This window comes from Paenibacillus sp. ALE3 (genome assembly GCF_054113405.1).
The window spans coordinates 1,911,047-1,934,030 of the sequence record NZ_CM134214.1; the positions used below are offsets into that span (position 1 = coordinate 1,911,047).

The 22,984-nt window shown below is 46.7% G+C and carries 26 protein-coding genes; 24 read left to right on the plus strand and 2 right to left on the minus strand.

Features of this window, described 5'->3' with window-relative positions; translation table 11 throughout:
• Positions 1–20: 20 nt before the first annotated feature.
• Genes trpD through ACXHJ2_RS08595 form a run of 7 tightly spaced genes read left to right on the plus strand, consistent with a single transcriptional unit; the run spans position 21 to position 6,804 of the window.
• Positions 21–1,067: an anthranilate phosphoribosyltransferase gene (gene trpD, locus ACXHJ2_RS08565; protein ID WP_129549506.1), complete on the plus strand. Its 1,047-nt coding sequence runs from the start codon at positions 21–23 to the stop codon at positions 1,065–1,067.
• Positions 1,057–1,851, plus strand: a complete 795-nt coding sequence (gene trpC, locus ACXHJ2_RS08570; RefSeq protein ID WP_165082351.1) for an indole-3-glycerol phosphate synthase TrpC — start codon at positions 1,057–1,059, stop codon at positions 1,849–1,851. The genes trpD and trpC overlap by 11 nt, the downstream gene beginning before the upstream one ends.
• Complete coding sequence (locus tag ACXHJ2_RS08575) at positions 1,848–2,534, plus strand: phosphoribosylanthranilate isomerase (protein WP_165082353.1); 687 nt, start codon at positions 1,848–1,850, stop codon at positions 2,532–2,534. Before trpC ends, ACXHJ2_RS08575 begins: the two co-directional genes overlap by 4 nt.
• Positions 2,531–3,727, plus strand: a complete 1,197-nt coding sequence (trpB, locus tag ACXHJ2_RS08580) for a tryptophan synthase subunit beta (RefSeq protein ID WP_025675663.1) — start codon at positions 2,531–2,533, stop codon at positions 3,725–3,727. Before ACXHJ2_RS08575 ends, trpB begins: the two co-directional genes overlap by 4 nt.
• Complete coding sequence (gene trpA, locus ACXHJ2_RS08585; protein WP_064962986.1) at positions 3,724–4,530, plus strand: tryptophan synthase subunit alpha; 807 nt, start codon at positions 3,724–3,726, stop codon at positions 4,528–4,530. Before trpB ends, trpA begins: the two co-directional genes overlap by 4 nt.
• A 55-nt stretch (positions 4,531–4,585) precedes the next feature.
• Entirely contained in the window at positions 4,586–5,689 is a 1,104-nt protein-coding gene (gene hisC, locus ACXHJ2_RS08590) for a histidinol-phosphate transaminase (RefSeq protein ID WP_165082355.1), read from the plus strand.
• 26 nt (positions 5,690–5,715) lie between these two features.
• Positions 5,716–6,804 carry a prephenate dehydrogenase gene (locus ACXHJ2_RS08595; protein ID WP_013371662.1) on the plus strand — a complete coding sequence of 363 codons (1,089 nt, stop codon included), beginning with the start codon at positions 5,716–5,718 and terminating at the stop codon, positions 6,802–6,804.
• A gap of 283 nt (positions 6,805–7,087) precedes the next feature.
• Here ACXHJ2_RS08595 and ACXHJ2_RS08600 read toward each other — a convergent pair whose 3' ends face one another.
• Positions 7,088–7,702, minus strand: coding sequence for a class I SAM-dependent methyltransferase (locus ACXHJ2_RS08600; protein WP_090738869.1), 615 nt, complete (start codon positions 7,700–7,702; stop codon positions 7,088–7,090).
• A gap of 678 nt (positions 7,703–8,380) precedes the next feature.
• On the opposite strand from ACXHJ2_RS08600, the gene ACXHJ2_RS08605 reads away from it, so the two are divergent.
• The 9 genes from ACXHJ2_RS08605 (at position 8,381) to ACXHJ2_RS08645 (ending at position 14,975) form a co-directional block, all read left to right on the plus strand.
• On the plus strand, positions 8,381–8,977 hold the full coding sequence (locus ACXHJ2_RS08605) for an RNA polymerase sigma factor (RefSeq protein ID WP_013310707.1): 597 nt from the start codon (positions 8,381–8,383) through the stop codon (positions 8,975–8,977).
• Entirely contained in the window at positions 8,974–9,600 is a 627-nt protein-coding gene (locus ACXHJ2_RS08610) for a hypothetical protein (protein ID WP_013371659.1), read from the plus strand. The genes ACXHJ2_RS08605 and ACXHJ2_RS08610 overlap by 4 nt, the downstream gene beginning before the upstream one ends.
• A 68-nt stretch (positions 9,601–9,668) precedes the next feature.
• Positions 9,669–10,253, plus strand: coding sequence for a histidine phosphatase family protein (locus ACXHJ2_RS08615; RefSeq protein WP_165082357.1), 585 nt, complete (start codon positions 9,669–9,671; stop codon positions 10,251–10,253).
• Between the two features lie 183 nt (positions 10,254–10,436).
• Positions 10,437–11,546 carry a hypothetical protein gene (locus tag ACXHJ2_RS08620; protein ID WP_165082359.1) on the plus strand — a complete coding sequence of 370 codons (1,110 nt, stop codon included), beginning with the start codon at positions 10,437–10,439 and terminating at the stop codon, positions 11,544–11,546.
• A gap of 54 nt (positions 11,547–11,600) precedes the next feature.
• Positions 11,601–12,107 (plus strand): gamma carbonic anhydrase family protein, encoded by a 507-nt coding sequence (locus tag ACXHJ2_RS08625; RefSeq protein ID WP_058829726.1) that lies wholly within the window; start codon positions 11,601–11,603, stop codon positions 12,105–12,107.
• Between the two features lie 22 nt (positions 12,108–12,129).
• Positions 12,130–12,309: an IDEAL domain-containing protein gene (locus ACXHJ2_RS08630; RefSeq protein WP_013371655.1), complete on the plus strand. Its 180-nt coding sequence runs from the start codon at positions 12,130–12,132 to the stop codon at positions 12,307–12,309.
• A 175-nt stretch (positions 12,310–12,484) separates the two neighbouring features.
• Positions 12,485–13,135, plus strand: a complete 651-nt coding sequence (locus ACXHJ2_RS08635) for a DUF1405 domain-containing protein (protein WP_165082361.1) — start codon at positions 12,485–12,487, stop codon at positions 13,133–13,135.
• A gap of 23 nt (positions 13,136–13,158) precedes the next feature.
• Complete coding sequence (locus ACXHJ2_RS08640; RefSeq protein ID WP_238791078.1) at positions 13,159–13,959, plus strand: GNAT family N-acetyltransferase; 801 nt, start codon at positions 13,159–13,161, stop codon at positions 13,957–13,959.
• Positions 13,960–14,129: 170 nt separating this feature from the next.
• Positions 14,130–14,975, plus strand: coding sequence for a sporulation protein YpjB (locus ACXHJ2_RS08645; protein ID WP_165082363.1), 846 nt, complete (start codon positions 14,130–14,132; stop codon positions 14,973–14,975).
• 76 nt (positions 14,976–15,051) lie between these two features.
• Here the strand turns inward: ACXHJ2_RS08645 and ACXHJ2_RS08650 are convergent, their stop codons facing one another.
• Positions 15,052–15,921 (minus strand): YitT family protein, encoded by an 870-nt coding sequence (locus ACXHJ2_RS08650; RefSeq protein WP_165082365.1) that lies wholly within the window; start codon positions 15,919–15,921, stop codon positions 15,052–15,054.
• 215 nt (positions 15,922–16,136) lie between these two features.
• Between ACXHJ2_RS08650 and ACXHJ2_RS08655 the strand changes: the two genes are divergently transcribed.
• The 8 genes from ACXHJ2_RS08655 (at position 16,137) to ACXHJ2_RS08690 (ending at position 22,646) form a co-directional block, all read left to right on the plus strand.
• Complete coding sequence (locus ACXHJ2_RS08655) at positions 16,137–16,466, plus strand: nucleotide pyrophosphohydrolase (RefSeq protein ID WP_007430805.1); 330 nt, start codon at positions 16,137–16,139, stop codon at positions 16,464–16,466.
• Positions 16,467–16,516: 50 nt separating this feature from the next.
• Positions 16,517–17,035, plus strand: a complete 519-nt coding sequence (locus ACXHJ2_RS08660) for a tetratricopeptide repeat protein (RefSeq protein WP_058829724.1) — start codon at positions 16,517–16,519, stop codon at positions 17,033–17,035.
• A 31-nt stretch (positions 17,036–17,066) separates the two neighbouring features.
• A complete protein-coding gene (gene dapB, locus ACXHJ2_RS08665) occupies positions 17,067–17,870 on the plus strand; it encodes a 4-hydroxy-tetrahydrodipicolinate reductase (protein ID WP_013371649.1) in 804 nt (267 codons plus the stop codon).
• 56 nt (positions 17,871–17,926) lie between these two features.
• Positions 17,927–18,364, plus strand: coding sequence for a methylglyoxal synthase (gene mgsA / locus ACXHJ2_RS08670; RefSeq protein WP_013371648.1), 438 nt, complete (start codon positions 17,927–17,929; stop codon positions 18,362–18,364).
• Positions 18,361–19,053: a bacillithiol biosynthesis deacetylase BshB1 gene (bshB1, locus tag ACXHJ2_RS08675; protein ID WP_165082367.1), complete on the plus strand. Its 693-nt coding sequence runs from the start codon at positions 18,361–18,363 to the stop codon at positions 19,051–19,053. The genes mgsA and bshB1 overlap by 4 nt, the downstream gene beginning before the upstream one ends.
• 85 nt (positions 19,054–19,138) lie before the next feature.
• The gene (gene bshA / locus ACXHJ2_RS08680; protein WP_013371646.1) at positions 19,139–20,302 is read left to right on the plus strand and encodes an N-acetyl-alpha-D-glucosaminyl L-malate synthase BshA; all 1,164 of its coding nucleotides are present in this window, start codon (positions 19,139–19,141) and stop codon (positions 20,300–20,302) included.
• A gap of 54 nt (positions 20,303–20,356) precedes the next feature.
• Positions 20,357–21,679 carry a CCA tRNA nucleotidyltransferase gene (locus tag ACXHJ2_RS08685; protein WP_165082369.1) on the plus strand — a complete coding sequence of 441 codons (1,323 nt, stop codon included), beginning with the start codon at positions 20,357–20,359 and terminating at the stop codon, positions 21,677–21,679.
• A complete protein-coding gene (locus tag ACXHJ2_RS08690) occupies positions 21,672–22,646 on the plus strand; it encodes a biotin--[acetyl-CoA-carboxylase] ligase (protein ID WP_165082371.1) in 975 nt (324 codons plus the stop codon). The genes ACXHJ2_RS08685 and ACXHJ2_RS08690 overlap by 8 nt, the downstream gene beginning before the upstream one ends.
• Positions 22,647–22,984 lie beyond the last annotated feature (338 nt).

Genomic DNA, 22,984 nt, shown 5'->3' on the forward strand with positions numbered 1-22,984 from the left:
ATTCTGAGGAGGAGACGACAATGGAACGACATGACATGATGCAAGTAGGGTTAAGCCGGATCATTGAGGGACAGCATCTTTCGCGTACGGAGGCCCGTAGCGTGATGGAACAGATTATGAGTGGGAGTGCTACACAGGCGCAAATCGGCGGGCTCCTGACGGCTCTTCGCCTCAAGGGAGAGACGGTAGATGAAATCACCGGTTTTGCCGAAGCAATGCGCAATTACGCTAGCCCAGTGCAAGCTGGAGAAGGGAACAGTCGTCTACTGGATACATGCGGCACCGGGGGTTCAGGCATTCACAAGTTTAATATTTCCACGATATCTGCTATTATCGCGGCTTCGGTTTCCGTGCGGGTAGCAAAGCATGGCAACCGTTCTGCAAGTGGCCGTGCCGGAAGCGCTGATGTCCTGGAGGCACTCGGAGTCAACATTCATTTGACAAGTGATCAGGCGCGATCGTGTCTGGACCGCATTGGCATTTGCTTTTTATTCGCACAGCTGTATCATCCGTCTATGAAGCATGCCGCAGCGCCGCGTCGCGAGCTAGGTGTGCGGACAGTATTCAATATGCTCGGTCCATTGACGAATCCGGCTGGTGCGGATCGACAGCTGTTGGGCATTTATGATGCCGGCAAAACGGAAGTGATTGCCGAGGTATTGAACCAGCTCGGCTCCAAACGAGCCATGGTTGTCAGCAGTTTGGATGGACTAGATGAAATTAGTATCTCGGCTGCGACGCGAGTATCCGAGCTCAAGGACGGCAAGGTTCACACGTTCGAGCTTCATCCGTCCGATCTGGGCTTGCAGACACATTCTCTAGATCAGGTGTTAGGTGGCGATGCACAGGTTAACGCAGATATCATACGACGAATTTTGAACGGAGAGCATGGAGCCTATCGTGATGTTGTGCTAGCGAACGCAGGAGCATGTATTTATGTCTCAGGCGCAGCAGCTAGCTTGACAGACGGAGTAGCGCGAGCAGCAGAAGCCATTGACTCCGGACTGGCACTTTCCAAGCTGGATCAATTAATACAGGCAACGGGGGAATATCAATATGTATCTTGATAAAATCGTGGTGACGAAGCGACAAGAAGTGGAGCAGCTGAAGCAGCATTTTCAAATTAATAAAGCCGAACGCTTAATTGCGGATTTACCTGTGACGAGAGGATTCGAAAATGCGCTCGCCAGCGGACGCAACCGTCCGCTCGGGCTGATTGCTGAAGTGAAGAAAGCTTCCCCGTCAAAAGGGTTGATTCGACCTGATTTTCATCCGGTGGATATCGCACGTGCATATGAGGGGGCAGGAGCCGATTGCATTTCTGTACTGACAGATGTGACGTATTTTCAGGGAAGTCCTGAATATTTGCAGCAAATTCGCGATCAGGTGAAAATTCCGCTGCTGCGAAAAGATTTTATCATTGATGAACGGCAAATATATGAAGCTCGTCTGTTAGGAGCAGATGCGGTACTGTTGATTGTGGCTATCTTGGAACCCCATGTATTAGGGTCATTCTTACAAATCGCCAAGGATCTTGGGCTGGATGCATTGGTAGAGGTTCATGACAGTGAGGAACTTAAAACAGTGCTGGATCTTGGGACAGCAACCTTAATTGGTGTGAACAATCGTAATCTTCGGACATTTGAGACCCGTCTCCAGACGACAGAGGAGCTGATCTCACTGATCCCTAAAGGGGTTACATTCATCAGCGAAAGCGGCATTGCAGGACCGGAAGATGTGAAGTATCTGCATTCGGTAGGTGCGCACGGCATTCTGGTAGGGGAGCATTTGATGCGTAAGGAAGATGTAGGACAGGCTGTAGCCGAATTGATGGACGGGGTTAGAGCATGAACAAAACGGGCGTAAAAATTTGTGGACTTCAAAGCGTTGAAGTGCTAAAATCTATGGTAAACTTACCGGTCGATTATATAGGTTTTGTGTTTGCTGACAGTAAGCGCCGGATTGACGGCGCACATGCTGGAGAGTTGCTTCGCGTATTGGATGAATGGACTCCAGGCAGCAGACCTCGTAGCGTGGGCGTATTTGTGAACCCTAGTGACGCAATGCTAAACGATGTGATGGAGAAAGCACCATTGGATGTCATCCAGCTGCATGGACAGGAGAGTCCGCAGCGTTGTCGGGAGCTTAAGGAACGTTTTGGCATACAAGTATTCAAGGCCTGGTCTGTGGATAGCCAAGGGCAGACCGTGAAGGGGAAGATCGAATACCGAGCGGACGAATTGGAGGCTTATGTCGGAACGATCGATGCTTTACTGCTGGATACATACGATCCCCTGTATGGTGGCGGTTCTGGAAAAACGTTTGCGTGGGATCGGATTCCTGCCTATCAGGCTTGGACTCATCAACATGGAATTCCTTTGTTTGTAGCCGGGGGACTGACTGCCGATAACGCAGAAAAGCTGATTAACGAGTATCATCCCGAAGGGCTGGATGTGTCCAGCGGTGTAGAGACGAACGGAGTCAAGGACATTGCAAAAATCACAGCATTCGTAGAAAGGGTGAAGCAGGCATGACACAATTACCTGATAACAACGGACGTTTTGGAACTTTTGGCGGACGTTATGTACCGGAAACGTTGATGAACGCACTGATTGAATTGGAGGAATCCTACCGAAAGTATGCGGATGATCCTGAATTTAAAGCAGAGTTGAACGGACTTCTAAAAGACTATTCGGGTCGGGAAACGCCGCTTTATCATGCGGAGCGACTGAGTCAACATCTGGGCGGGGCTAAAATTTACTTGAAGCGCGAAGATTTAAACCATACTGGCGCCCATAAAATTAATAATGCATTGGCCCAGGGATTGCTGGCGAAGCGTATGGGTAAGCAGAAGGTTATTGCCGAAACAGGTGCTGGACAGCATGGTGTTGCGACGGCTACTGTGGCTGCATTGCTCGGATTGGAATGCAAGGTGTTTATGGGGGAAGAGGATACAGTTCGCCAGCAGTTGAATGTATTTCGGATGCAGCTTTTGGGTGCAGAAGTGATTCCGGTGACATCCGGTACGCGTACACTGAAGGATGCCGGGAATGAAGCTTTGCGTTATTGGGTGAGCCACGTCCATGATACGTTCTATATTTTGGGTTCGGCTGTCGGCCCACATCCGTATCCGATGATGGTGCGGGACTTCCAACGTGTGATAGGCGATGAAACACGCCGTCAGATCTTGGAGAAGGAAGGTAGACTTCCGGATGTAGTCGTGGCAGCGATCGGTGGTGGAAGCAATGCTATCGGCATGTTTTATCCTTTTATAGAGGATCAGGGTGTCGCTTTGATTGGCGTGGAGGCTGCTGGAAAAGGCGTCGAGACGGAATTCCATGCAGCTACCATGAGCAAGGGAACACAAGGGGTCTTCCAAGGCTCTATGAGTTATCTGCTTCAGGATGAGTACGGACAAGTGCAGCCTGCGCATTCCATCTCGGCTGGACTGGATTATCCAGGTGTTGGACCGGAGCATTCATACCTAAAAGATATTGAGCGGGCCAAATATGTTCCGATTACCGATCAGGAAGCACTAGATGCACTTCAGCTCCTTTGCCGTACCGAAGGAATACTTCCTGCATTAGAGTCGGCTCATGCCGTTGCACAGGTCGCCAAGCTGGCACCTACGTTGACCGCAGATGATATTATCGTTATTTGTTTGTCTGGGCGCGGGGATAAAGATGTGGACTCCATTATCAAGTATTTAGGGGGAAATCCGTTATGAATTTAATTGATCAGGCGTTTGAACGCCTTAAAAATGAAGGCAAAACGGCATTAATTCCTTTTCTGACGGTAGGCGACCCGGACGTAGATACTACGATAGAGATCATTCGGCAGTTAGAGTCGGCCGGAGCCGATATATTGGAACTAGGCGTACCTTATTCGGATCCGTTGGCTGACGGTCCTGTGATTCAGCGTGCGTCTGAACGTGCATTGAAACGGCAAATTTCGATCCGCACCTGTATGGAGACCGCGTCTCTGGCTAGAGCGGCAGGTTCAAACCTGCCTTTTATTCTGTTCACATATTATAATCCTGTATTGCAGATGGGAATGGATGCTTTCTTTGCTGGCTTGCAGGAGCACGGTATCAGTGGTCTTATTATTCCGGATCTTCCACTTGAAGAAGCAGAAGAGTTGGGAGGACGTGCAGCAGAGGTGGGTGTGCATCTGATCCCGCTGGTAGCCCCAACGTCTGAACAGCGTATCGAACGAATTGCCCGTCAGGCCCGTGGATTTGTATACTGTGTATCTTCGCTGGGTGTAACCGGAGAAAGAGCTTCTTTTTTTGAAGGTATAGAGGGCTTCATCGCGCAGGTCAAACGGCATACCAGTGTTCCGGTGGCGATAGGCTTTGGTATTTCAAATCGTGAGCAGGTTGTCCGGTTTTCAGACATTTGCGATGGAGTTGTGGTTGGCAGTGCCATTGTGCGCCAGGTGGAGGAAGCCATTCCATTGCTGGAGGATTCTGCACGCAGAGAAGAAGGGCTTTTGCAAATTCGTGATTTTGTGGCACAATTAAAGCAGTAATAGGATCAAAATAAAATTTTAAATATAGTTCTGATTGGATAGAGGAGGTAGGGGCATGCAACCTAAACCGCATATTGTACATTTGCCAGTATATCAGCCCGGTAAACCGATTGAGGATGTGAAACGTGAGCTGGGACTCGATGAAGTAATCAAGCTCGCCTCAAACGAGAATCCGTATGGCAGTTCTCCTAAAGTGTTGCAGGCCATTCAGCAGGAGTTTGCTAACATCAGTGTGTATCCTGACGGAAGTGCAGTTGCTCTGACACAAGCACTAGCTAAACGGACGGGTTTAAAAGAAGAACAGTTTATCTATGGCTGTGGCTCTGACGAAATTATTGCGTTGATTACGCGTGCATTTCTCCTTCCAGGGGAAGAAAGCATCATGGCTGATCAGACATTTTCCGTATATAAAAGTAACGTGGAAATTGAGGGAGCAGTTGCAGTTGAGGTGCCTTTGCGTGACGGTGTGCATGATTTGGATGCCATGCTATCTCATATCAATGACCGTACAAAAATTATTTGGATCTGTAATCCAAATAACCCAACAGGAACGATTGTACCCGAAGCCGAGTTGATAGCGTTTTTGAACCAAGTACCCAAGCATATCATGGTGGTGCTGGATGAAGCCTACGCTGAGTTTGTGATAGATCGTTCGTATCCAGACGGCATTCGCTTGTTGTCAGCTTATGAAAATTTGGTTGTACTACGTACCTTCTCCAAAATCTATGGTCTGGCTTCGCTACGTATCGGATATGGTATGGGAGCCGAGTCAACTATTCGCTTGATCAATCAGGTTCGTGAACCATTTAATACCTCACGGGTAGCACAGGCCGCGGCCATTGCTGCCTTGGCAGATCAGGAATTTGTTCAGGAATGCCGAGATCGTAATGCAGAGGGTAGAGCTTATTTGCAAAATGAGTTGAAACGTCTGGGGCTGGAGTCTTTCCCGGCACATGGTAATTTTATTATGCTCGATGTACGTCGTCCATCCGGTGAGGTATTTCAGGAGTTGCTTCGTAAAGGTGTGATCATTCGCGCAGGTCATCACAAATATCCGACTTATATTAGGGTGTCGGTTGGATCACAGCCGCAAAATGAGTTGTTTATTCGCGCGCTGGAACAGGTCCTAGGGGCGGAAGCGGCGAAAGTACGCCTATAATTTCCGCAGATGGGATTTGATATTAGATGAAGATTGCTATTTTCGGCGTGGGACTGATTGGCGGGTCCCTCGCACTTTGTTTTAAAGGGAAACCGGATATTACTGTGGTCGGCCACGCTCATCTCCCTGAACTGATGGAACCGATGTTAAGCCGTGGTGTCGTAGACACTGCGACTCTTTCGGTTGAAGAGGCGGCAAAGGATGCCGATTTTATTTTTTTATGTGTACCGGTTGGTTTACTGGAGCATTATCTCGAGTTGTTAAGTCAGCTACCGCTTAAAGCGGGTTGTATTATTACCGACGTAGGCAGCACGAAATCGGCGATTGCCAAAAAAGCATCAGAAATTTCTTTGCGCAACGCTTATTTTATCGGGGGTCATCCGATGGCCGGCTCGGAGCGTTCCGGTGTCAAGGCCGCTTCTGCGTTGCTGTTTGAAAACGCATATTATGTACTTTCCCCTGCAGAGGGTGTGCCTGAGGAAGCATACAGCTCGCTGGAGCATTTGTTGAAATATACAGGTGCTCATGTTGTGCGTGTCCAACCTGATATGCATGATGATATTGTCGGTGCGATTAGTCATCTTCCGCATATTATTGCAGCAGCGCTGGTGAATCAGGTGCGAAAGCACAATGATGAAAATCCGTTGTACCGTACATTGGCTGCTGGTGGATTTCGTGATATTACACGGATAGCCTCTAGTGATCCGGTTGTGTGGCGGGACATTTTGCTGAGTAATCGTGATGTTTTACTGGGTCTGTTGGAAGAGTGGAATGGGCAGATTGAGCGTTTTACTCACTTGCTGAGAACACAAGACGGAGAGGGAATTGCTGACGAATTTTTGACAGCTGGGCATTTCCGTAGTGAACTGCCAGAGCGTCGTAAAGGAGTTATTGTCTCTACGTTTGATCTGTATATTGATGTACCGGATACCCCAGGGATTATCGGAAGAATTGCAATGGAACTGGGAAATCACAGCATTAATCTGAGCAATATGCGAATCATTGAAAGCCGGGAGGATGTTCCTGGCATCATGCGGCTTTCCTTTCGTCAAGAGCAGGATTGGGAACGTGCCAAAACCTTGCTGGATTCGATGGGCTATAAAGTGGTGGTGTGAAGGGGTGAGAAAGAATGAGTACTCGTTAAAGAGGTACTCCGCTCCGCGATTCATTTGATCTTACGATCGCTGTTGCCTGCGGATTTTCTGATTATATGTTCAAAGGTGAAATCCGCAGGCAAAGGCGAACGCTACGCTTCTCCAGATTCAAATGAACCTCTACGCTACAGCCGTCATAAAAGGACCACACTTTCTGGGAGTGAGTAGTAAGAAAAGATCTAAAGCGGGCGAAGGTTCTCTTCGCTCGCTTTTTTGTTATTTGAAGAGGGGGTGAAGCTACGCCTTATTTTGTAATTACTATCTTTCTATACATACCGTTAAACATTATAGGTGCATCCTCTTTGATACGCAGTTTTGTTTTTTGGGTTTCAAACAGTTCTTCAAAATTCAACCCTATATCGGTTCCTAACACCTTAATAACGGGTCTTATCGTTTTTTTGAATAATGAGGGCTTTTTTCCTTTAGGAGAAAACTTATCGAAAATAATAATTTCCCCGTCTTTTTTCAAAACCCGCACCATCTCATCGAAGCATTTATTTGCGTTAGGTACTACTGAGAGAATTAAACTTCCTACTACTATATCAAATTGCTCATCCATAAAATTCATTTGTTGAGCATCCATTTCTAAGAATTTTATGGAGGTGTTAATAAATTTCTCTTTTGCTTTGTTAAGCATTTCAGATGAATAATCTATGGCAGTAATATCCAGCCCGTAGTGATTTATTAATTCTAAATCTGCTCCAGTTCCTACACCTACAAAAAGTATTTTTTGCTCGCTATTAAATGACTTTTCTTGAAATATGATCTTCCTAGAATTGAGGAAGCTGCCTGAATTGAAAAACTTATCATAAATTGGAGACCAAATCTTATATACAGCCTTGTTCCACTTATTATTCATTACCTGCCCCCTACCTATTGAAAAAATTTATTATATAATAATGTGTTTCAATAGGATAATCAAATAATTAGTAAATTATTGATGTATTTTATCAACCCACATATGGGTAGGTGAGTAAGGTAAAGAGGAGTATTGGAAAACAAAAAAAGACCACCCGGGTAAAGCCCCGGGTGGTAGCTACTTTCAGTAAAGTAGCTGAGTAGGATAGGAGTGGAGAGAAACCATACTGTACTTTTATTATATGTATACGTTTTCATTTTGTCAATATTTTTTTAAAGCGTTTTCTTTTTTGTGTAATTATCCTTATTGGTGCTTTATATGGAGCACTTTCATTGGGTTTGTCATTTATCTTGAATAAACTTAAAATCCATTGAAAAGCTGTTTAAATGAATTAGCTGCCAGCGTTAGGGAGCCTTTGATGGAAATCGTGGGGATTTTGGACTTTTTTACTGGCGGCCATTTTGTGGTACAATGGGTAAGTCCATTTTGGATATTGAATATTGTTGGGGATAGCACCGTTAATGTTGGCACTACATAGGGTAAGAAAATAACAAATGTTCCATGATGCTGTTTCATCCATTTGCGCAGAGGGCGCAACTTTTTTTGACCTGTTCGGTATATATAGACAGAATCGAACGGGAAAACAGCACATGTATGGGCGAGGAGGGTCTCACTCGGATGATGACAGATTCCCAGATGATTCAGGAAATCAAACAAGGTAATGTCGAGGTTTATTCAGAATTAATGAGGCGACACCAACGTAAAATTTTAGCTTTTGTTTATCATATGCTGAAAAGTTCGAACCTGGAAATGATTGCTGAAGACTTATGCTCGGAGACGTTTTATAAAGCGTATCGGAGCCTGCATTCTTTTCGCGAGGTAGATGCATCGTTCTCCACTTGGCTATATACAATTGCACGCAATACGGTGCTAAGCGAGCTTCGCAAGCACCGTAGTGGTCAGGTTCCATTGGAAGAGAGCGGTTATGTACCGGTAGCTCCATCGGATGTGATTCCGGAGCAGGCTGTTCTTCGCGGTGAGAAGGTAGAGATGGTTCGTGAAGCAATCAACAGATTGCCTGAGAAGCAGCGATCTGCGCTGATTTTGCGTGAATATGAGCAATTAGATTATCAGGAGATTGCGACTATTTTAGGACAGACGGTCAGTGCGGTGAAGTCATTGCTTTTCCGGGCAAGAACCAGTGTGAAGACGCAGTTGGAGCCTTATTTTTTTGAGCCTCTCTATGAGGAAAACGAAGGGATGAGCAGCCAATGAAATCCAGGGACGCTGAGGATTTGTTCGCTACAGGCAAAAATGTATCGAAACAAGACTCGGAGCGCAGACGGGCCAAAAGCTCGTCTGCCGGGTGGGAGCATGGTTCGGAAGAGAATGATTGGAATTTGTCAAAAGAAAGTCGATCAGCTATTCGTGATATTTCCTTTGAAATAACAGATGATAAGCTAGAGGCAATGAATCGTAGAGTCATGGATCGAATTTATGAAGAATCACCGTGGCTTGTTCCGGGCGAGCATCGACGTGCGCGAGTGAACCCAGCAGCCCGTAAGTATATGTCTGTATGGATCGCCGGCTTCTTGGCCGTATTCTTGTGCAGCTTTTTATTTTTGAACTGGAATGGAAGCTCCTCTCAGGAAAATCCCCCCCAAGCTGCTCCTGTCATGGACACGGGTATTTTACCGACAGGCCTGCTGGAAACTACAAGTACATCTCCACAGTATCAATACCACATTAAAGATGTGAACAGTGGCATTATGGATCCGCTGGTTGCAAGCATTGTTCCTACTTACCCGCAATACTGGATGTTGTTGTCTGTATTGGCACTTGCGCTTGCTTTATTTTCTCTGGGCTGGATCCATCGGACGAGAAGAGTTAGAAATTAGCCGGCAGATGGGCTCCATATAAAATTCATTATAATGCCTGAATAACACAACAGCGGGGGACTAACACAATGCTTATTGGCTTGATCAGACATGGATTGACGGATTGGAATGCGGTAGGTAAAATCCAGGGCCACAGTGATATTCCGTTGAATGAGGAAGGGCGTCGGCAGGCACGCTTGCTGGCAGAACGATTGAAGGAAGAGCCTTATCATTGGGACGGGCTTATTACAAGTAGCCTCTCCAGAGCGAAAGAAACGGGGGATATTATTGCCTCTGCTCTGCATTTGCCGTTGCTGGAACCTGATGATCGACTAAGAGAGCGTGCTTATGGTCAGGTCGAGGGGATGACGCAGGACGAACGCGAAGAGAAGTGGGGAGTTGACTGGCACCTGCTGGATTTGGGACAGGAAAGCGATGCAGATCTTCAGCTTCGCGCGCTAGCTTTTATGGAGGCTCTTTGGACGGAAAATCGGGACAAGAATCTGCTGGTCGTTTCCCACGGCGGTTTTTTGGCTAATTTGTATAAGGCTCTGTATCAGGAAAAATTCACGGAACGTATTGGCAATTTGTCACTAAGTGTACTCCAGCGTGAGGATGCGGACTGGGAACCGCTTTTGTATAATTGTACAAAGCATTTGCAAGAGAAAAAGTAACTGCAACTTAAATAATTTGTGAAAAACCACGGCTTCTATTCATCATAGAGTCGTGGTCTTTTTGTTTTTTAATTATACCTTTGCGAAAAAAGAGGTTTAGAGTCTGAAGATTCCGTCAAAGCTGTGGGTACAACAGGTAAGAATCATTTCCGGATGACAGTCCAGTGACGAGGCGATGGAACAATGAATCTGGCGGATATGCTGACATTTGCGGATATTGTGCATTTGAACAGAATCGCAGTGTATTACGATTGTGACTGCAAACCTAATTCCAAGCATGAGTTGATCCAAGGGATTTTGACAAAGCTCGGCAGTAGTAGTTTCTTTGAGACGCAGGTCAAGGAGCTGAGGTTGTCAGAGGTAAGGTTTTTGAACGCACTATTGTTCGATGACCGACCTTATTTCAGTATGGAGGAATTGATTGCGATTGCCAAACAGTCGGTTGAGAATGACGAGGATGCTGGTGAGCGACCACGAGATATTGTGACCCGTCTGCGTTCTAGCGGCTGGTTGTTCAACGGTTCGACGCACAATACGAGGTATTTGTACCAAATTCCGTCGGATATGAAAGAGCGCTTCCGGCGTGTTATGGTACATGACTTTCAAAACGGGATGACTCGGGTAAGCGAACCGTCGTCGTACCGGGATGAAGGTCATCTACTGGCGGAGGATTTACGGCTTTTCCTTCAATATATGAGACAACATGAGGTTCTGCTTAATCCTGAGGGAGCTTGGTACCGTCGCAATCAGCAGCAGCTAATGGAGCATTTGCACATTGCGGAGCCGTTGTTGGGTAAAGGAGGATGGCGTTTTGGCTATGGTTCCTCTTTTAAGTTTTATCCGGATCGAATGGCATTACTGTACGATTACGCCCGTCACTCCAAGTATATTGAGGAGAAGGGAGACCGGGTTGAGCTGACCGCAAAAGGGGAGGCACAACAGGAACTTGCAATTGAGGATGAAATGATACAGCTATTCAGGTTTTGGTTAAGATTGTATAAAGGAGCCGTACCCAATCTGCTTTCACTAGTCTATTGGATTGGAGAATGTGCCAGGCCATGGACATCCTCGGAGTCGCTTTTTGTGCATATTGGTCCACTGATCCGACCGTTTTACTATGATACCCCCCGTTCGGTCTTTGATCAGAGGATTATACGAATGATGCTTCACTTGGGTATGCTTCGACAAGGTGAGCATTCAACAGGACCTTCTATACAAATGACGGCCTGGGGGCAGAAGTTGGCGGGAGAGTGCTGCCTTGGGCGAAACGACTCGGGTATACGGCTCCATTGACAAGCAGTACACATGTTGATAGAATTTCACCCAAAATATGAGAGGGTGAAGTTGATGCTCATTCACTACAACGGAAACATGCCACAGCTCCATTCATCTGTCTATGTGGCAGAAGGAGCAAAAATTGTCGGAAAAGTAACGATCGGCCAAGAGTCCTCCGTATGGTTTAATGCCGTACTGCGCGGGGATATGGCGCCTATCATCATCGGTGAACGCTGCAATATTCAGGACGGCGTCGTGGGACATGTGAACACGGATCAGCCCCTGCTGCTGGCGAATGATGTTTCGGTAGGACATGCTGCCATTATCCACGGTTGTACGATAGGCAAAGGCACTTTAATTGGTATGGGGGCCATTGTACTCAACGGAGCGGAGCTTGGTGAATATGCTTTAATAGGAGCAGGGTCGGTCGTTACGGAAAATACCAAAATACCACCCTATACTCTTTCTATCGGTACACCTGCCAAAGTAGTGCGCGAATTGACAGATGCAGATTTGCAGCGGATGTCACGAACGACACTCAGCTATGTGGCGAAAGGAAAAGAATATAGGATCTCTTAAACTCATGTTGGAGGTGCATCCTATGGATAAAATGAAGGTTACTTATGAGGTAATGTTGGGCCTGTCTGCTGAAATGGTTTTGGACGAGGCATTACGTAAACACCGGAGTGAAAAACTTTACAAGGATATTGATGAGGCGTTAGCCTCCGGAGATGAAGTAGCTTTTCGTCATCTTACGGATGAGCTGAAAGCAATGAGTTAGAACGCTTTTGGTAAGCTTAAGTTGGTCATAAATGGCCAAGCGCCAGTTTGAGATTATATCATCAAACCTGACCCGTAACGGCGGTCAGGTTTTTTTGATACGCTTGGATATGATATAGTCTTTGTAAGATAGTGCCTGTGCAAGGTATCTGTCGTATGAACGGAGGATGAAGGGCGTGTCGTTATCTTATTTGTGGAGCCGGTCGTTCTTGACGAGCCGGCCCTTTTTGTGGCTGCTGTTGTGGTGTAATTTAGTTGGAACGGTGTATGGGTACATATGGTATGGAGGACAGCTGGAATATACACTGAATTATCACCCGATGTGGCAGATTGTATTTGTGCCTGATAGTCCGACAGCCAGCCTATTTTTTACAATTTCCATAGCATTTTTGCTCTATCCTCCGCATCTCAAAAGCTTGAAGGTCATTCTCCAGATTATGGAAGCGTTGGCTGTCGTCACGAGTGTAAAGTACGGCATTTGGGCTTCGGCTATTATTTTGTGGGGAGTTGCGCAGGGGGGAACTATGGTATGGCAGGATTGGATGCTGATAGCATCTCACACGGCAATGGCGGTCGAAGCGTTACTGTTTGTACGTTTTTTTACCTGCAAATGGATTGCTTTATGCTTAGCCGCACTGTGGACCTTGTTAAATGATACGATGGATTATACCTTTGGCATATACCCTTATCTTCCCAGGACGCTAACGGATGATGTACCGCAAGTATGTGTCTTTACCTACATGCTGACCCTTGTTAGTATTGTAGCGGCATGGCTTGCCATGTTGGCGCGTAATCGAAAGGTATCGTCTCATCGTGATATAGCTTGAGTCTTTTGAATGGAGAAATAGAGATGCATATAGTTATAAATCAAAAGGAATATGTATTCCAAAAGGGCATCCGTGATGATCACAAAATAAAAACAAGTTTTAATGAATTAGCAAAACAGAGTTTTGGCTTTGACTTTGAAGCCTGGTATCAATTGGGGGATTGGGAGGATAGATATATTCCTTATGTCCTTTTGGATGCGGATTGTGTTGTGGCCAATGTATCTGTAAGTCTAATGGACTTTGATGTATCAGGCGAGAGGAAAAAATATATTCAGATCGGGACTGTAATGACGGATGCAAACTACAGGAATCAAGGTTTGAGTCGGTTTTTAGTAGAGCAAGCGCTGAAAGATTGGCATGGCAATTGTGATGGTATCTATCTGTTTGGAAATGATAGTGTGAGGGATTTTTATCCTAAATTCGGCTTCGCTTCGGCACCCGAGTATCAATATAGCCGGAAGGCACCTAACAGCTTGGACATAAGGATCGAGAAATTGAATACAGAAGAAATGTCGGATTTGCAGTTGTTGAAGATGAAGAGTGCTGACTTCAATCCGTATTCACTTTTTTCTGCGGAAAACAATGAGTGGTTGGTTTTATTTTATAGTACCTTATTTTTTAAAGACAAGTTCTGGCACATACCTCAATACGATACGATTGTTGTTGCAGATTTCGAAGGGGATACGATGAATTGTTACGATATTTTTGGAGCGGGTGACATTTCTTTAGATGAAATTCTAGGGGCAGTCATGAAAAAAGATACGAAAAAGGTTGTTTTTGGCTTACACCAAAAGAACAGGACGGCTGCGAAATGTCTGTGCTGAAGCAGGAAGATACTACGCTGTTTTATATGACTAAGCATCCCAACAGATGTAATGAAAATCCACTTGTGTTTCCTATTTTGTCCAGAGCATAGCCGGTTTCTAACGTTTCACCTAAAGCCAGTTCTAGTCCCGTTAACCTTGCCATACAGTAAGGTGAGGAGGGATGTCCCATGATTAGGGGTCGGGGGGTTCGTATTACGTTACGTGTGGTTTTGAGTATTGTGTTATCCATGGTCCTGCTGCTGTCCGTCTACGTCCCTCCAGGTATGGCAGAAGCGCGCGATCAGTCAAAACCCGAAGGTAATACCAAGGAAATTGAAGAACTGGATCATGCAGCTGCGATACTGTACCGTGACGTAATGGACGGAAATATTGAAAAAGCACGCGCGGATGTAGCCGAGGTGAGCAGATGGTTCAGCACTGGACAGGTGCAGGCAGCGCTATCTGTAGAGGCCATTCATGCTCTATCCGGCAGCATTCTGGAGGTGCAGCAAGCTACACAGTCGGTTCAAGCATCACCGGATGAATGGGTGAAGGCAGCTGCGAATTTACGGCTTGCGACAGATGCGCTTGCGCACCCGCGCCAGCCCTTATGGCAGCAGTATTATAAGATTTTAAGAGAAGATGTTAGCGGCTTGAATAACCAGTTTGCTAAAGGGAACATGAAGGGATTCAAAGCTGGTACCGAAGTGCTGGAAGACCACTATGAAACGATTCGTACAGCAGCATTGATCCATGGCAGAACAACCGAGGTCGTGCGGACTGATTCCTGGATTTCCTACGTCAAAGGATTGGGAGATCAGCAAAATGCAGATGCCTCAGCGATTAGAGGAGCATTGGACCAAGGCAACCCGACGTTTAATGCCTTGTTTGGACGTGAGAAAGACGCTACCGCACTGGCGCCATTTATCCCGCGTGAGAGTGAGCGCCGGGCTGAATGGGCCATCGGCATGATTGTCCTGCTGGCGCTGGCTTACGCAGGTTATCGTAAATATCGGGCTGGTTTCATTGGGTGACGATGAAAGTTTGAACATTAGCATCGTTGGCTGTGGATCCATCCATATATGTCAGCCCATTGCCCGGATTACCGGGCTATTCCTCTTTGAACCCTTCGCCATGCACATCATGCACATCCTGAATGATAATAAACGCCCGTGGATCAACCGCCTTAACAATTTGGTGCAGTCGCCGTATTTCCTGACGTGACACGACACAATAGGCAACATGCTTGGCCTGTTTGGAAAATGCACCTACAGCCGGAATAATCGTAACTCCGCGATCCATGTCCCTGGTAATAATATCTGCAATGTCCATCGTGTGGTCGCTGATAATCATAAAAGCTCTGGCGGAATAAGCCCCCTCTTGTATAAAATCAATAATTTTGGACGCAATGAACACAGCGACTAATGTATATAGAATTTTTTCTTTGGGTATGTAAAGTAGTGAAGCGCCGATAATGACAATATCAATGACCAGCATAATCCTTCCCATACTCCAGCCAAACTTCCGGTTTAAAATACGAGCGATAATATCCGAGCCGCCAGTAGTGCCGCCAAAGCGGAACACAATACCTAACCCGGCCCCCAGCGTAACCCCCGCATATAATGAAGAAAGTATAAAATCGTGTTCAGTCTGAAACGTCCCCATCCATCCGAAATGAATCATTTTTTCAAATAACCACAGAAAGAATGTGAGCGACCCAATACCGACCCCCGTATATATAATCTGCTTGCCCCCAAGCATTTTCCACCCAATTAAAAATAATGGAATGTTCAGAAACAAAGTGGAGAGAGAAGGTGAAATCGAAAAAGCATAATTTAACAGCAGGGTGATCCCTGTAATACCGCCTTCCATCAGTTTACTGGGTATAATAAAATAAAGCAGACCGAATGCATAGATGGCGGTGCCGAATACGATGGGCAAGATCAATTTAAGCTGTTCCATGGACTTGGATATTTTCATAAGATCCCTCACAGTAGCAGTTTAAGGATGAGCGACTGAATGCAAATTTTTGCTAAATCGCAGGCCCTTATGTTTAGTATACCTTTTTGCGGCAGCTTTAAAAGACAGATGACTGTAAGTTGGCATCGTAAGTTCACAATTAAAAAAAATTTGTTTTAAAATGTGCTTTACGATAACATATGAATAAACCTGCACATGGGGGGATTGCGTGTTTCATGGAAAAATCGTTAGATGAAATTCAACGTGAGGTAGACCAGTATATCTCTCAATTTAAAGAAGGGTATTTCAGCCCTCTGGCCATGTTGGCCCGGATGTCCGAGGAAGTCGGTGAACTGGCAAGGGAGGTCAATCACTCCTTTGGTGAGAAGCCGAAAAAAACGGATGAGGCGGACAATTCCATTGAGCTGGAGCTGGGGGACATCTTGTTCATCACAGTTTGCTTTGCGAACTCACTAGGTATCAATTTGACCGAGGCACATGATAAGGTTATGCATAAATTTAACACGCGTGATGCGAATCGCTGGACCAAAAAGGACACCGATTAGGCATTTTGTACATATGCTGTACCAAACCGGTTACCCGGAGGTGCAGTGTCATGAAGGCGGAGGAATACGTTCAGAAAGCTTATCAGTGCATTTTGCAGAACGATTTTGAGCAGGCGGTGGAGTGGTTTGAAAAAGCGATTTCAGCCCAGCCTGATCATGCGGAGCATTATTTCCGTTGCTCGGTTACCTACGCTCGCAGTGGACGCTTGGAGCAGGCCCTCGCATATGCAGAGCATGCGGTTCGTCTCGCGCCACAGCAGGATGAATATGTTCTCCATCTGCATGCGCAGGAAGCCAGGCAGTATACAGAAAAGGCCAGAAAAATGCTGGAGGTCGACAGAGCTACGCCACAGATGCACCAGGATGCGATTTTGCTGCTCGAACGGGCAATTTCTCTTGATCCGCTATGTGGTGACGCATTTTTGCTGCTCGCATTGATTTATGACGAATTGAATGAATATAAGCTGGCTGTGCAGGCTGCTCGTGAGGCGGCAGCGCTGTTTCCTCACAATGTGCAGCTTGCCAACCTCATGAAGAAATTATGCCAGCAGATGAATGAACAAATCTAGCACAAATGGATGCATAAGGAGTTGTAGGGATATGTCAGAACCAATAAAAGTGGCTGTCGTTGGAGCAGCAGGGCGTATGGGCCGTGAGGTGGTCAAATTGGTTCTTCAGGATGAGGAACTACAGCTTGTAGCCGCAGTGAACAGAACACACGCCGGCAGTGATGCCGGCCTTCTCGTCGGACTACCGGAAGCTGGTATCGCTATTATGGAGGATGTAGAGCAGGCTTTACTGGAGAGCCGAGCAGATGTCATGGTCGACTTTACGGGGCCGCGCTTCGCGTACGCACATACAGCGCTTGCTATTAAGCATGGAGTTCGTCCGGTTATCGGTACGACAGGGTTTACTCCTGAACAAATTGATGAACTGGACAAGCAGTGTCGTGAGCAACAAATTGGTGGTCTGATTGCGCCTAACTTTTCGATCGGAGTCATTTTGATGATGCGGTTTGCGGCTCAGGCAGCGAAATATTTCCCGCATCTGGAAATCATCGAATATCATGGTGACCAAAAATTGGACGCGCCATCAGGCACAGCCATTAAGACTGCAGAACTGATCGCTGAGCAGCGTGAGGAGCTACGACAAGGCAACCCGGAAGAGGAAGAAACGCTAGAAGGATCGCGTGGCGGTTACTATCAAGGCTTCCGCATTCACAGTGTTCGTCTTCCCGGTGTGTTCGCACAGCAAGAAGTCGTATTTGGAGGATTTGGACAATCTCTGAAAATTCGTCAGGACTCCTATGAACGAGCTGGTTATATGCCTGGTGTTAAAATCGGTATCCAGAAGGTAATGGAGCACCCGGGGCTTGTATATGGTTTTGAGCATTACATCGATTAAGAATATACGAATGAATTGATGAATGGAATTATAGAATGAGGCAGGAGGAGTTTGGAATGTTAAAGATTGCATTTATAGCGCATGATCGCAAAAAGGATGAAATGGTTAATTTTATAACGGCATATGAGCATGTTTTTACAGATCACCAATTATATTCAACAGGTACAACAGGTCAGCGCATTATGGAGCAAACCAAGCTTCAAATTCACCGCTTCATGTCTGGGCCGCTTGGTGGAGATCAGCAAATCGGGGCTATGGTTGCGCAAAATGATATGGACTTGATTATATTTTTGCGTGATCCACTCATGGCACAGCCGCATGAGCCGGACATTAGCGCATTATTGCGTCTGTGTGATGTACAGGGGATTCCTTTGGCAACCAACGTTGCAACTGCTGAAATACTGGTTAAAGCGCTGGATCGTGGCGATTTTGCATGGCGTGAGCTGGTACATAAATATAAACCGGGCATTGACCAGCAGGGTGATGTAAAATGACGCTGGACATCCTGATTTTCGGAGCCCATGCCGACGATGCAGAAATAGGAATGGGAGGCACGATTGCCAAGCATACTGCCGCTGGGTTAAAGGTGGGGGTGTGCGATTTGACACGGGCTGAAATGTCATCTAATGGTGATGTAGATACTCGCATGGCAGAAGCTGAACACGCTTCGAAAGTGCTCGGGCTTGCTGTGCGGACGAATTTGGGTCTGCCTGATCGTGGGTTATATGTAACTCCTGAACATGTAGCTGCAGTTACAGCAGAAATCAGGCGCCATGCACCAAAAGTTGTATTTGCCCCTTATTGGGAGGATCGGCATCCCGATCATGTCATGTGCAGCAAGTTAGTAGAGGAAGCTGTGTTTAACGCCAAGTTGAGACGTTTTATGTCAGAAAGTCCTGCGGTACAGGTAGAGCAATTATATTTTTATTTTATTAATGACATCGGCAGAACGGACTTGATCGTGGATATTACTGAGCATTATGAAGCCAAGGAGCAGTCGTTGTTGAGTTATGCTTCGCAATTTCAGGTAGCGCCTGGGAAGGATACGGTATCCACACCACTGAATCAGGGGTACGTGGAACGTGTAAAAGCTCGGGACTCGTTGTTGGGTCAACGTAAGCTGATTTCATATGCAGAAGGATTTGCGTCCAAAACGCCACATCTGGTTAAGCTATTCAAATAAGGATTTTATACTTACGCATGTTGTAGAATGCTGAAATACATGGGCATACGAGTGATTACGGATGGACGGAAGGAGGCAGCTTAGCTTGAATGACAAACTGAAAATTGGGATTACCTGTTATCCGTCGCTGGGTGGCTCTGGCGTTGTGGCTACTGAGCTGGGTAAGTTGCTGGCAGAAAAAGGGCATGAGGTCCATTTTATTGCTAATAGCATTCCGTTTAGATTAGGCGGGGCGTTCCAGAAGAATATTTTTTATCATGAAGTTGAGGTTAACGATTATTATGTGTTTAGATATCCGCCATATGATTTGTCGCTAGCGACAAAAATGGCCCAGGTGGCACAAATGAAGAATTTGGATGTACTCCATGTCCATTATGCTGTCCCGCATGCAGTATGCGCTTATTTAGCGAAGGAAATGGTGGGCGATCATTTGAAAGTGGTGACCACCCTGCACGGTACAGACATTACAGTGTTGGCACAGGATGAATCATTAAAGGATCTGATTCGACTGGCTATTAACAAAAGCGATGCTGTGACAGCGGTCTCCAAGGATTTGATTCGTGAGACGATTGATGCGTTGGAAATCACACGACCTATTGATTTGACTTACAACTTTGTAGATAAACGAGTATATTATCCACGAGATGCTGCTGCGCTTAGGAGAGATTTTGCCCAACCGCACGAAAAAATTATGATGCATATTTCCAATTTCCGTCCTGTCAAAAGGGTGGGGGATGTGCTGGATATATTCGACAGAGTGCAACAAAAGATACCTGCGAAGCTGCTGTTGGTGGGAGAAGGACCGGATCTTCCAAAAATTCGTTGTAAAATCGAAAGTTTAGGCTTGCAGGACAAAGTCTTCTTTTTGGGTAAGCAGGATCAAATCGCAGAAGTGATTTCTATGGCAGATGTGCTGCTGCTTCCCTCGGAGAAAGAAAGTTTTGGTCTAGTTGCACTGGAAGCCATGGCCTGTGGAGTACCAACAATTGGTTCCCAGGCAGGAGGAGTACCTGAACTTGTCGTGCATGGAAGTACGGGGTATCTTGCTGAAATCGGGAATACCGAGGCGATGGCGGATTATGCAGTAGAACTGCTGTCCGATGAAGCGATGGCGGAACGTTTCCGTGAAGCGTGCCTGACACGCGCACGTACCGTATTCTGCGATGAGCTGATTACCCGTCAATATGAAGAAATCTATTACCGTGTGTTGGGACGCGAGGTGCCGGATCTTAAACCGATCAGCGTTTAAGGAGGCGGACTCGCGTCCGTTTTTTTATTGAATACTTGCAAAGGGGGAAACCCTGTGAATACAAATACTTGGCAACATGCTGATCCAGAAATGGCTCTTCGCGGCAGAGAGGTCATACATACACTAACCACAGCTGGCCACGAAGCTTATTGGGTTGGTGGCTGTGTGCGGGATGAGCTATTAGGACGAGCTATTCATGATATGGATCTGACCACTTCGGCTGAGCCTGAAGAGGTCTTAGCGCTGTTCCCTCATGTGATTCCGACAGGAATCCAGCATGGGACGGTAACGGTCATGCAGGATGGTCATGCATTCGAGGTGACCACTTTTCGTACGGAAAGCGGTTATACCGATCACCGCCGTCCAACGGAAGTATCCTTTGTGAAGGACATCCGTGAGGATCTGATGCGGCGGGACTTCACGATGAACGCGATAGCGATGGCTGAACATGGGGAGCGAGTGGACCCGTTTGGTGGGGAAGCTGATTTGCGAGCCGCTCTCGTTCGTTGTGTGGGACGAGCCGAGGAACGCTTTGAGGAAGACGGGCTACGAATGCTGCGTTGCATCCGTTTTGCCTCTGTATTTCGGTTCCGAGTAGCCTACAATACCTGGAAAGGTATGATCCGTCGCAAAGAGGGACTTCGACACATAGCCATGGAACGGGTACGAGTCGAGTTAGAAAAGATGCTAGCGGGGCCTGACCCATTACGTGGGTTAGAGATGCTGGGTCGTAGCGGATTGCTCGGCTGTACAAAAGTTCCGGTTCCCTGGGAACAATGTGACGCACAGGCGCTCAAGGAGATCGTGCAGCTGCCAGCAGAGCTGCGGTGGGGTTTGCTCCTTATGTCTTGTAGACTTAGCTCCGAGGCAGCGGACGAGCTTTTAAGAGCTTGGACCTTCTCCAACGCCGTACGTTTGCGTTTGGTTCATTTATTGGAATGGGAGACCGAACTCATCAGCCATGCTGTTGCCATAGCTGACAACTCTGTTTCGAGAAATTCTGACCCTATCAACGACGAGGTGCTGCGTCGTAACTGGATTCGCTTGTTAATTAAGCTGGGAAAGGATACAGCTTCAGACTGGTTGGAGCTTCATAAGACACTGCCTTCTTCGTTCCGTGGATTACCGCCATGGGTAGAAAAGCATGTAAAGAAAATTGCCGAACTGGCTAACTCGTGGACACAGCAGGCTGTCGTCGTTCGTATCAAAGATTTAAATATTACTGGAAATGAACTGGTTCAGGCAATGAATCGACCAGGTGGACCTTGGCTGGGCCAGATGATGGAACGGCTTTTACAAGCGGTCGCTTGCGGAGATATCCCGAATGAAACAGAAACATTGCTTCAGGAAGTGAAACGGGTGATGAGTAGTGAATAATCATGAAAGATTGTTAGGCATACTGGAGGAAGGTTCATCCGATTACGTATCCGGGGAGGAAATTAGCCGACAACTGTCGGTTAGTCGTACAGCGGTATGGAAGCAGATCAACAAACTGCGTGAACTGGGTTATAATATCGATGCCTCCTCACGTCGGGGGTATCGGCTGATTTCTCAGCCAGACCGGCTAGAAGTCTCCAAATTGGCAGGTATGTTAACCACTCAATCGTTTGGTCAGCGTATCGTTATTCTGGACTCAACGGTATCCACTCAGCAGGATGCAATGCGTTTGGCAGAAGAGGGTGCGCCGGAGGGAACGTTAGTGCTTGCGGAGGAACAAACGGCAGGTCGGGGACGTCTGGGGCGGAAATGGTATTCCCCTCGCGGCAAAGGTATCTGGATGAGCATTGTATTGCGCCCAGCCCAGCCCTTGGCCTTTACACCACAACTAACCCTGTTAACAGGCGTGGCGGTGTGTAGGGCTATTCGCCGACTGACGGGTGTGGAGGCAGGCATTAAATGGCCAAACGATCTGCTGATTCATGGTCGCAAAGTATCCGGTATTCTGTTGGAATCTGCAACAGAGGATCAAAGGGTTCGCTATTGCATTGCAGGCATTGGCATCGACGTTAATTTGAATGTAGAAGATTATCCGGAAGAGTTATCCCATGTAGGGACATCTTTGAAAATAGAGGCAGGGCTTGAAGTTGACCGTACTGCGCTGATTGCTGCTGTTTTGGAAGAAATGGAGCTGCTAAGCAAGCTATATGCCGAGCAGGGGTTCCAGCCAATAGCCATGCTGTGGGAGGCATTATCTGTGACGATGAACCGCAGCGTACGGGCACATACAGGACAAGGGATAGCGGTAGAAGGTACAGCGGTTGGCTTGGACCCTTCAGGAGCGCTCGTAATAGAAACGAACCAGGGTGAGCGGATTCAGGTTATTTCAGGGGATATACAATTGTAGAAGCGACCCTAGCTGAGTATACGACCACAATCTTTCTGTTTCCTGTGTAAAACTTCACGTGAAAAAGCTGGTGTTTTTTGTTATACTGTGCAGGAGGCGGCATCGGACGGTCCGAGCTGCACTCCAAGGGCACATTGCTCTACTTTAGCAAGTTTGTAAGACCATCATAACTTCATTTGAAGGTTACGTTGGATTCTGCTCTGAGCCGAACAGGACCGAGACAGAAGGGACGATCTCAAAATGAGTGTCTTTTTTGGCTGTTCGGACCTTTTGATGACGCAGATGTACAGGCGTTCATAAAAGGTTATTTTTTGTGCCAAAAAAAGATGGAAGGGAGC

Coding starts and splice junctions, on each gene's coding strand:
- ACXHJ2_RS08595 (WP_013371662.1), top strand. CDS start 5,716: ATGAAGATTGCTATTTTCGGCGTGGGACTGATTGGCGGGTCCCTCGCA.
- ACXHJ2_RS08605 (WP_013310707.1), top strand. CDS start 8,381: ATGATGACAGATTCCCAGATGATTCAGGAAATCAAACAAGGTAATGTC.
- ACXHJ2_RS08630 (WP_013371655.1), top strand. CDS start 12,130: ATGGATAAAATGAAGGTTACTTATGAGGTAATGTTGGGCCTGTCTGCT.
- ACXHJ2_RS08660 (WP_058829724.1), top strand. CDS start 16,517: ATGAAGGCGGAGGAATACGTTCAGAAAGCTTATCAGTGCATTTTGCAG.
- ACXHJ2_RS08615 (WP_165082357.1), top strand. CDS start 9,669: ATGCTTATTGGCTTGATCAGACATGGATTGACGGATTGGAATGCGGTA.
- ACXHJ2_RS08620 (WP_165082359.1), top strand. CDS start 10,437: ATGAATCTGGCGGATATGCTGACATTTGCGGATATTGTGCATTTGAAC.
- ACXHJ2_RS08655 (WP_007430805.1), top strand. CDS start 16,137: ATGGAAAAATCGTTAGATGAAATTCAACGTGAGGTAGACCAGTATATC.
- trpA (WP_064962986.1), top strand. CDS start 3,724: ATGAATTTAATTGATCAGGCGTTTGAACGCCTTAAAAATGAAGGCAAA.
- ACXHJ2_RS08640 (WP_238791078.1), top strand. CDS start 13,159: ATGCATATAGTTATAAATCAAAAGGAATATGTATTCCAAAAGGGCATC.
- ACXHJ2_RS08600 (WP_090738869.1), bottom strand. CDS start 7,702: ATGAATAATAAGTGGAACAAGGCTGTATATAAGATTTGGTCTCCAATT.
- trpD (WP_129549506.1), top strand. CDS start 21: ATGGAACGACATGACATGATGCAAGTAGGGTTAAGCCGGATCATTGAG.
- ACXHJ2_RS08650 (WP_165082365.1), bottom strand. CDS start 15,921: ATGAAAATATCCAAGTCCATGGAACAGCTTAAATTGATCTTGCCCATC.
- hisC (WP_165082355.1), top strand. CDS start 4,586: ATGCAACCTAAACCGCATATTGTACATTTGCCAGTATATCAGCCCGGT.
- trpB (WP_025675663.1), top strand. CDS start 2,531: ATGACACAATTACCTGATAACAACGGACGTTTTGGAACTTTTGGCGGA.
- ACXHJ2_RS08610 (WP_013371659.1), top strand. CDS start 8,974: ATGAAATCCAGGGACGCTGAGGATTTGTTCGCTACAGGCAAAAATGTA.
- ACXHJ2_RS08625 (WP_058829726.1), top strand. CDS start 11,601: ATGCTCATTCACTACAACGGAAACATGCCACAGCTCCATTCATCTGTC.
- dapB (WP_013371649.1), top strand. CDS start 17,067: ATGTCAGAACCAATAAAAGTGGCTGTCGTTGGAGCAGCAGGGCGTATG.
- mgsA (WP_013371648.1), top strand. CDS start 17,927: ATGTTAAAGATTGCATTTATAGCGCATGATCGCAAAAAGGATGAAATG.
- ACXHJ2_RS08645 (WP_165082363.1), top strand. CDS start 14,130: ATGATTAGGGGTCGGGGGGTTCGTATTACGTTACGTGTGGTTTTGAGT.
- trpC (WP_165082351.1), top strand. CDS start 1,057: ATGTATCTTGATAAAATCGTGGTGACGAAGCGACAAGAAGTGGAGCAG.
- ACXHJ2_RS08575 (WP_165082353.1), top strand. CDS start 1,848: ATGAACAAAACGGGCGTAAAAATTTGTGGACTTCAAAGCGTTGAAGTG.
- bshB1 (WP_165082367.1), top strand. CDS start 18,361: ATGACGCTGGACATCCTGATTTTCGGAGCCCATGCCGACGATGCAGAA.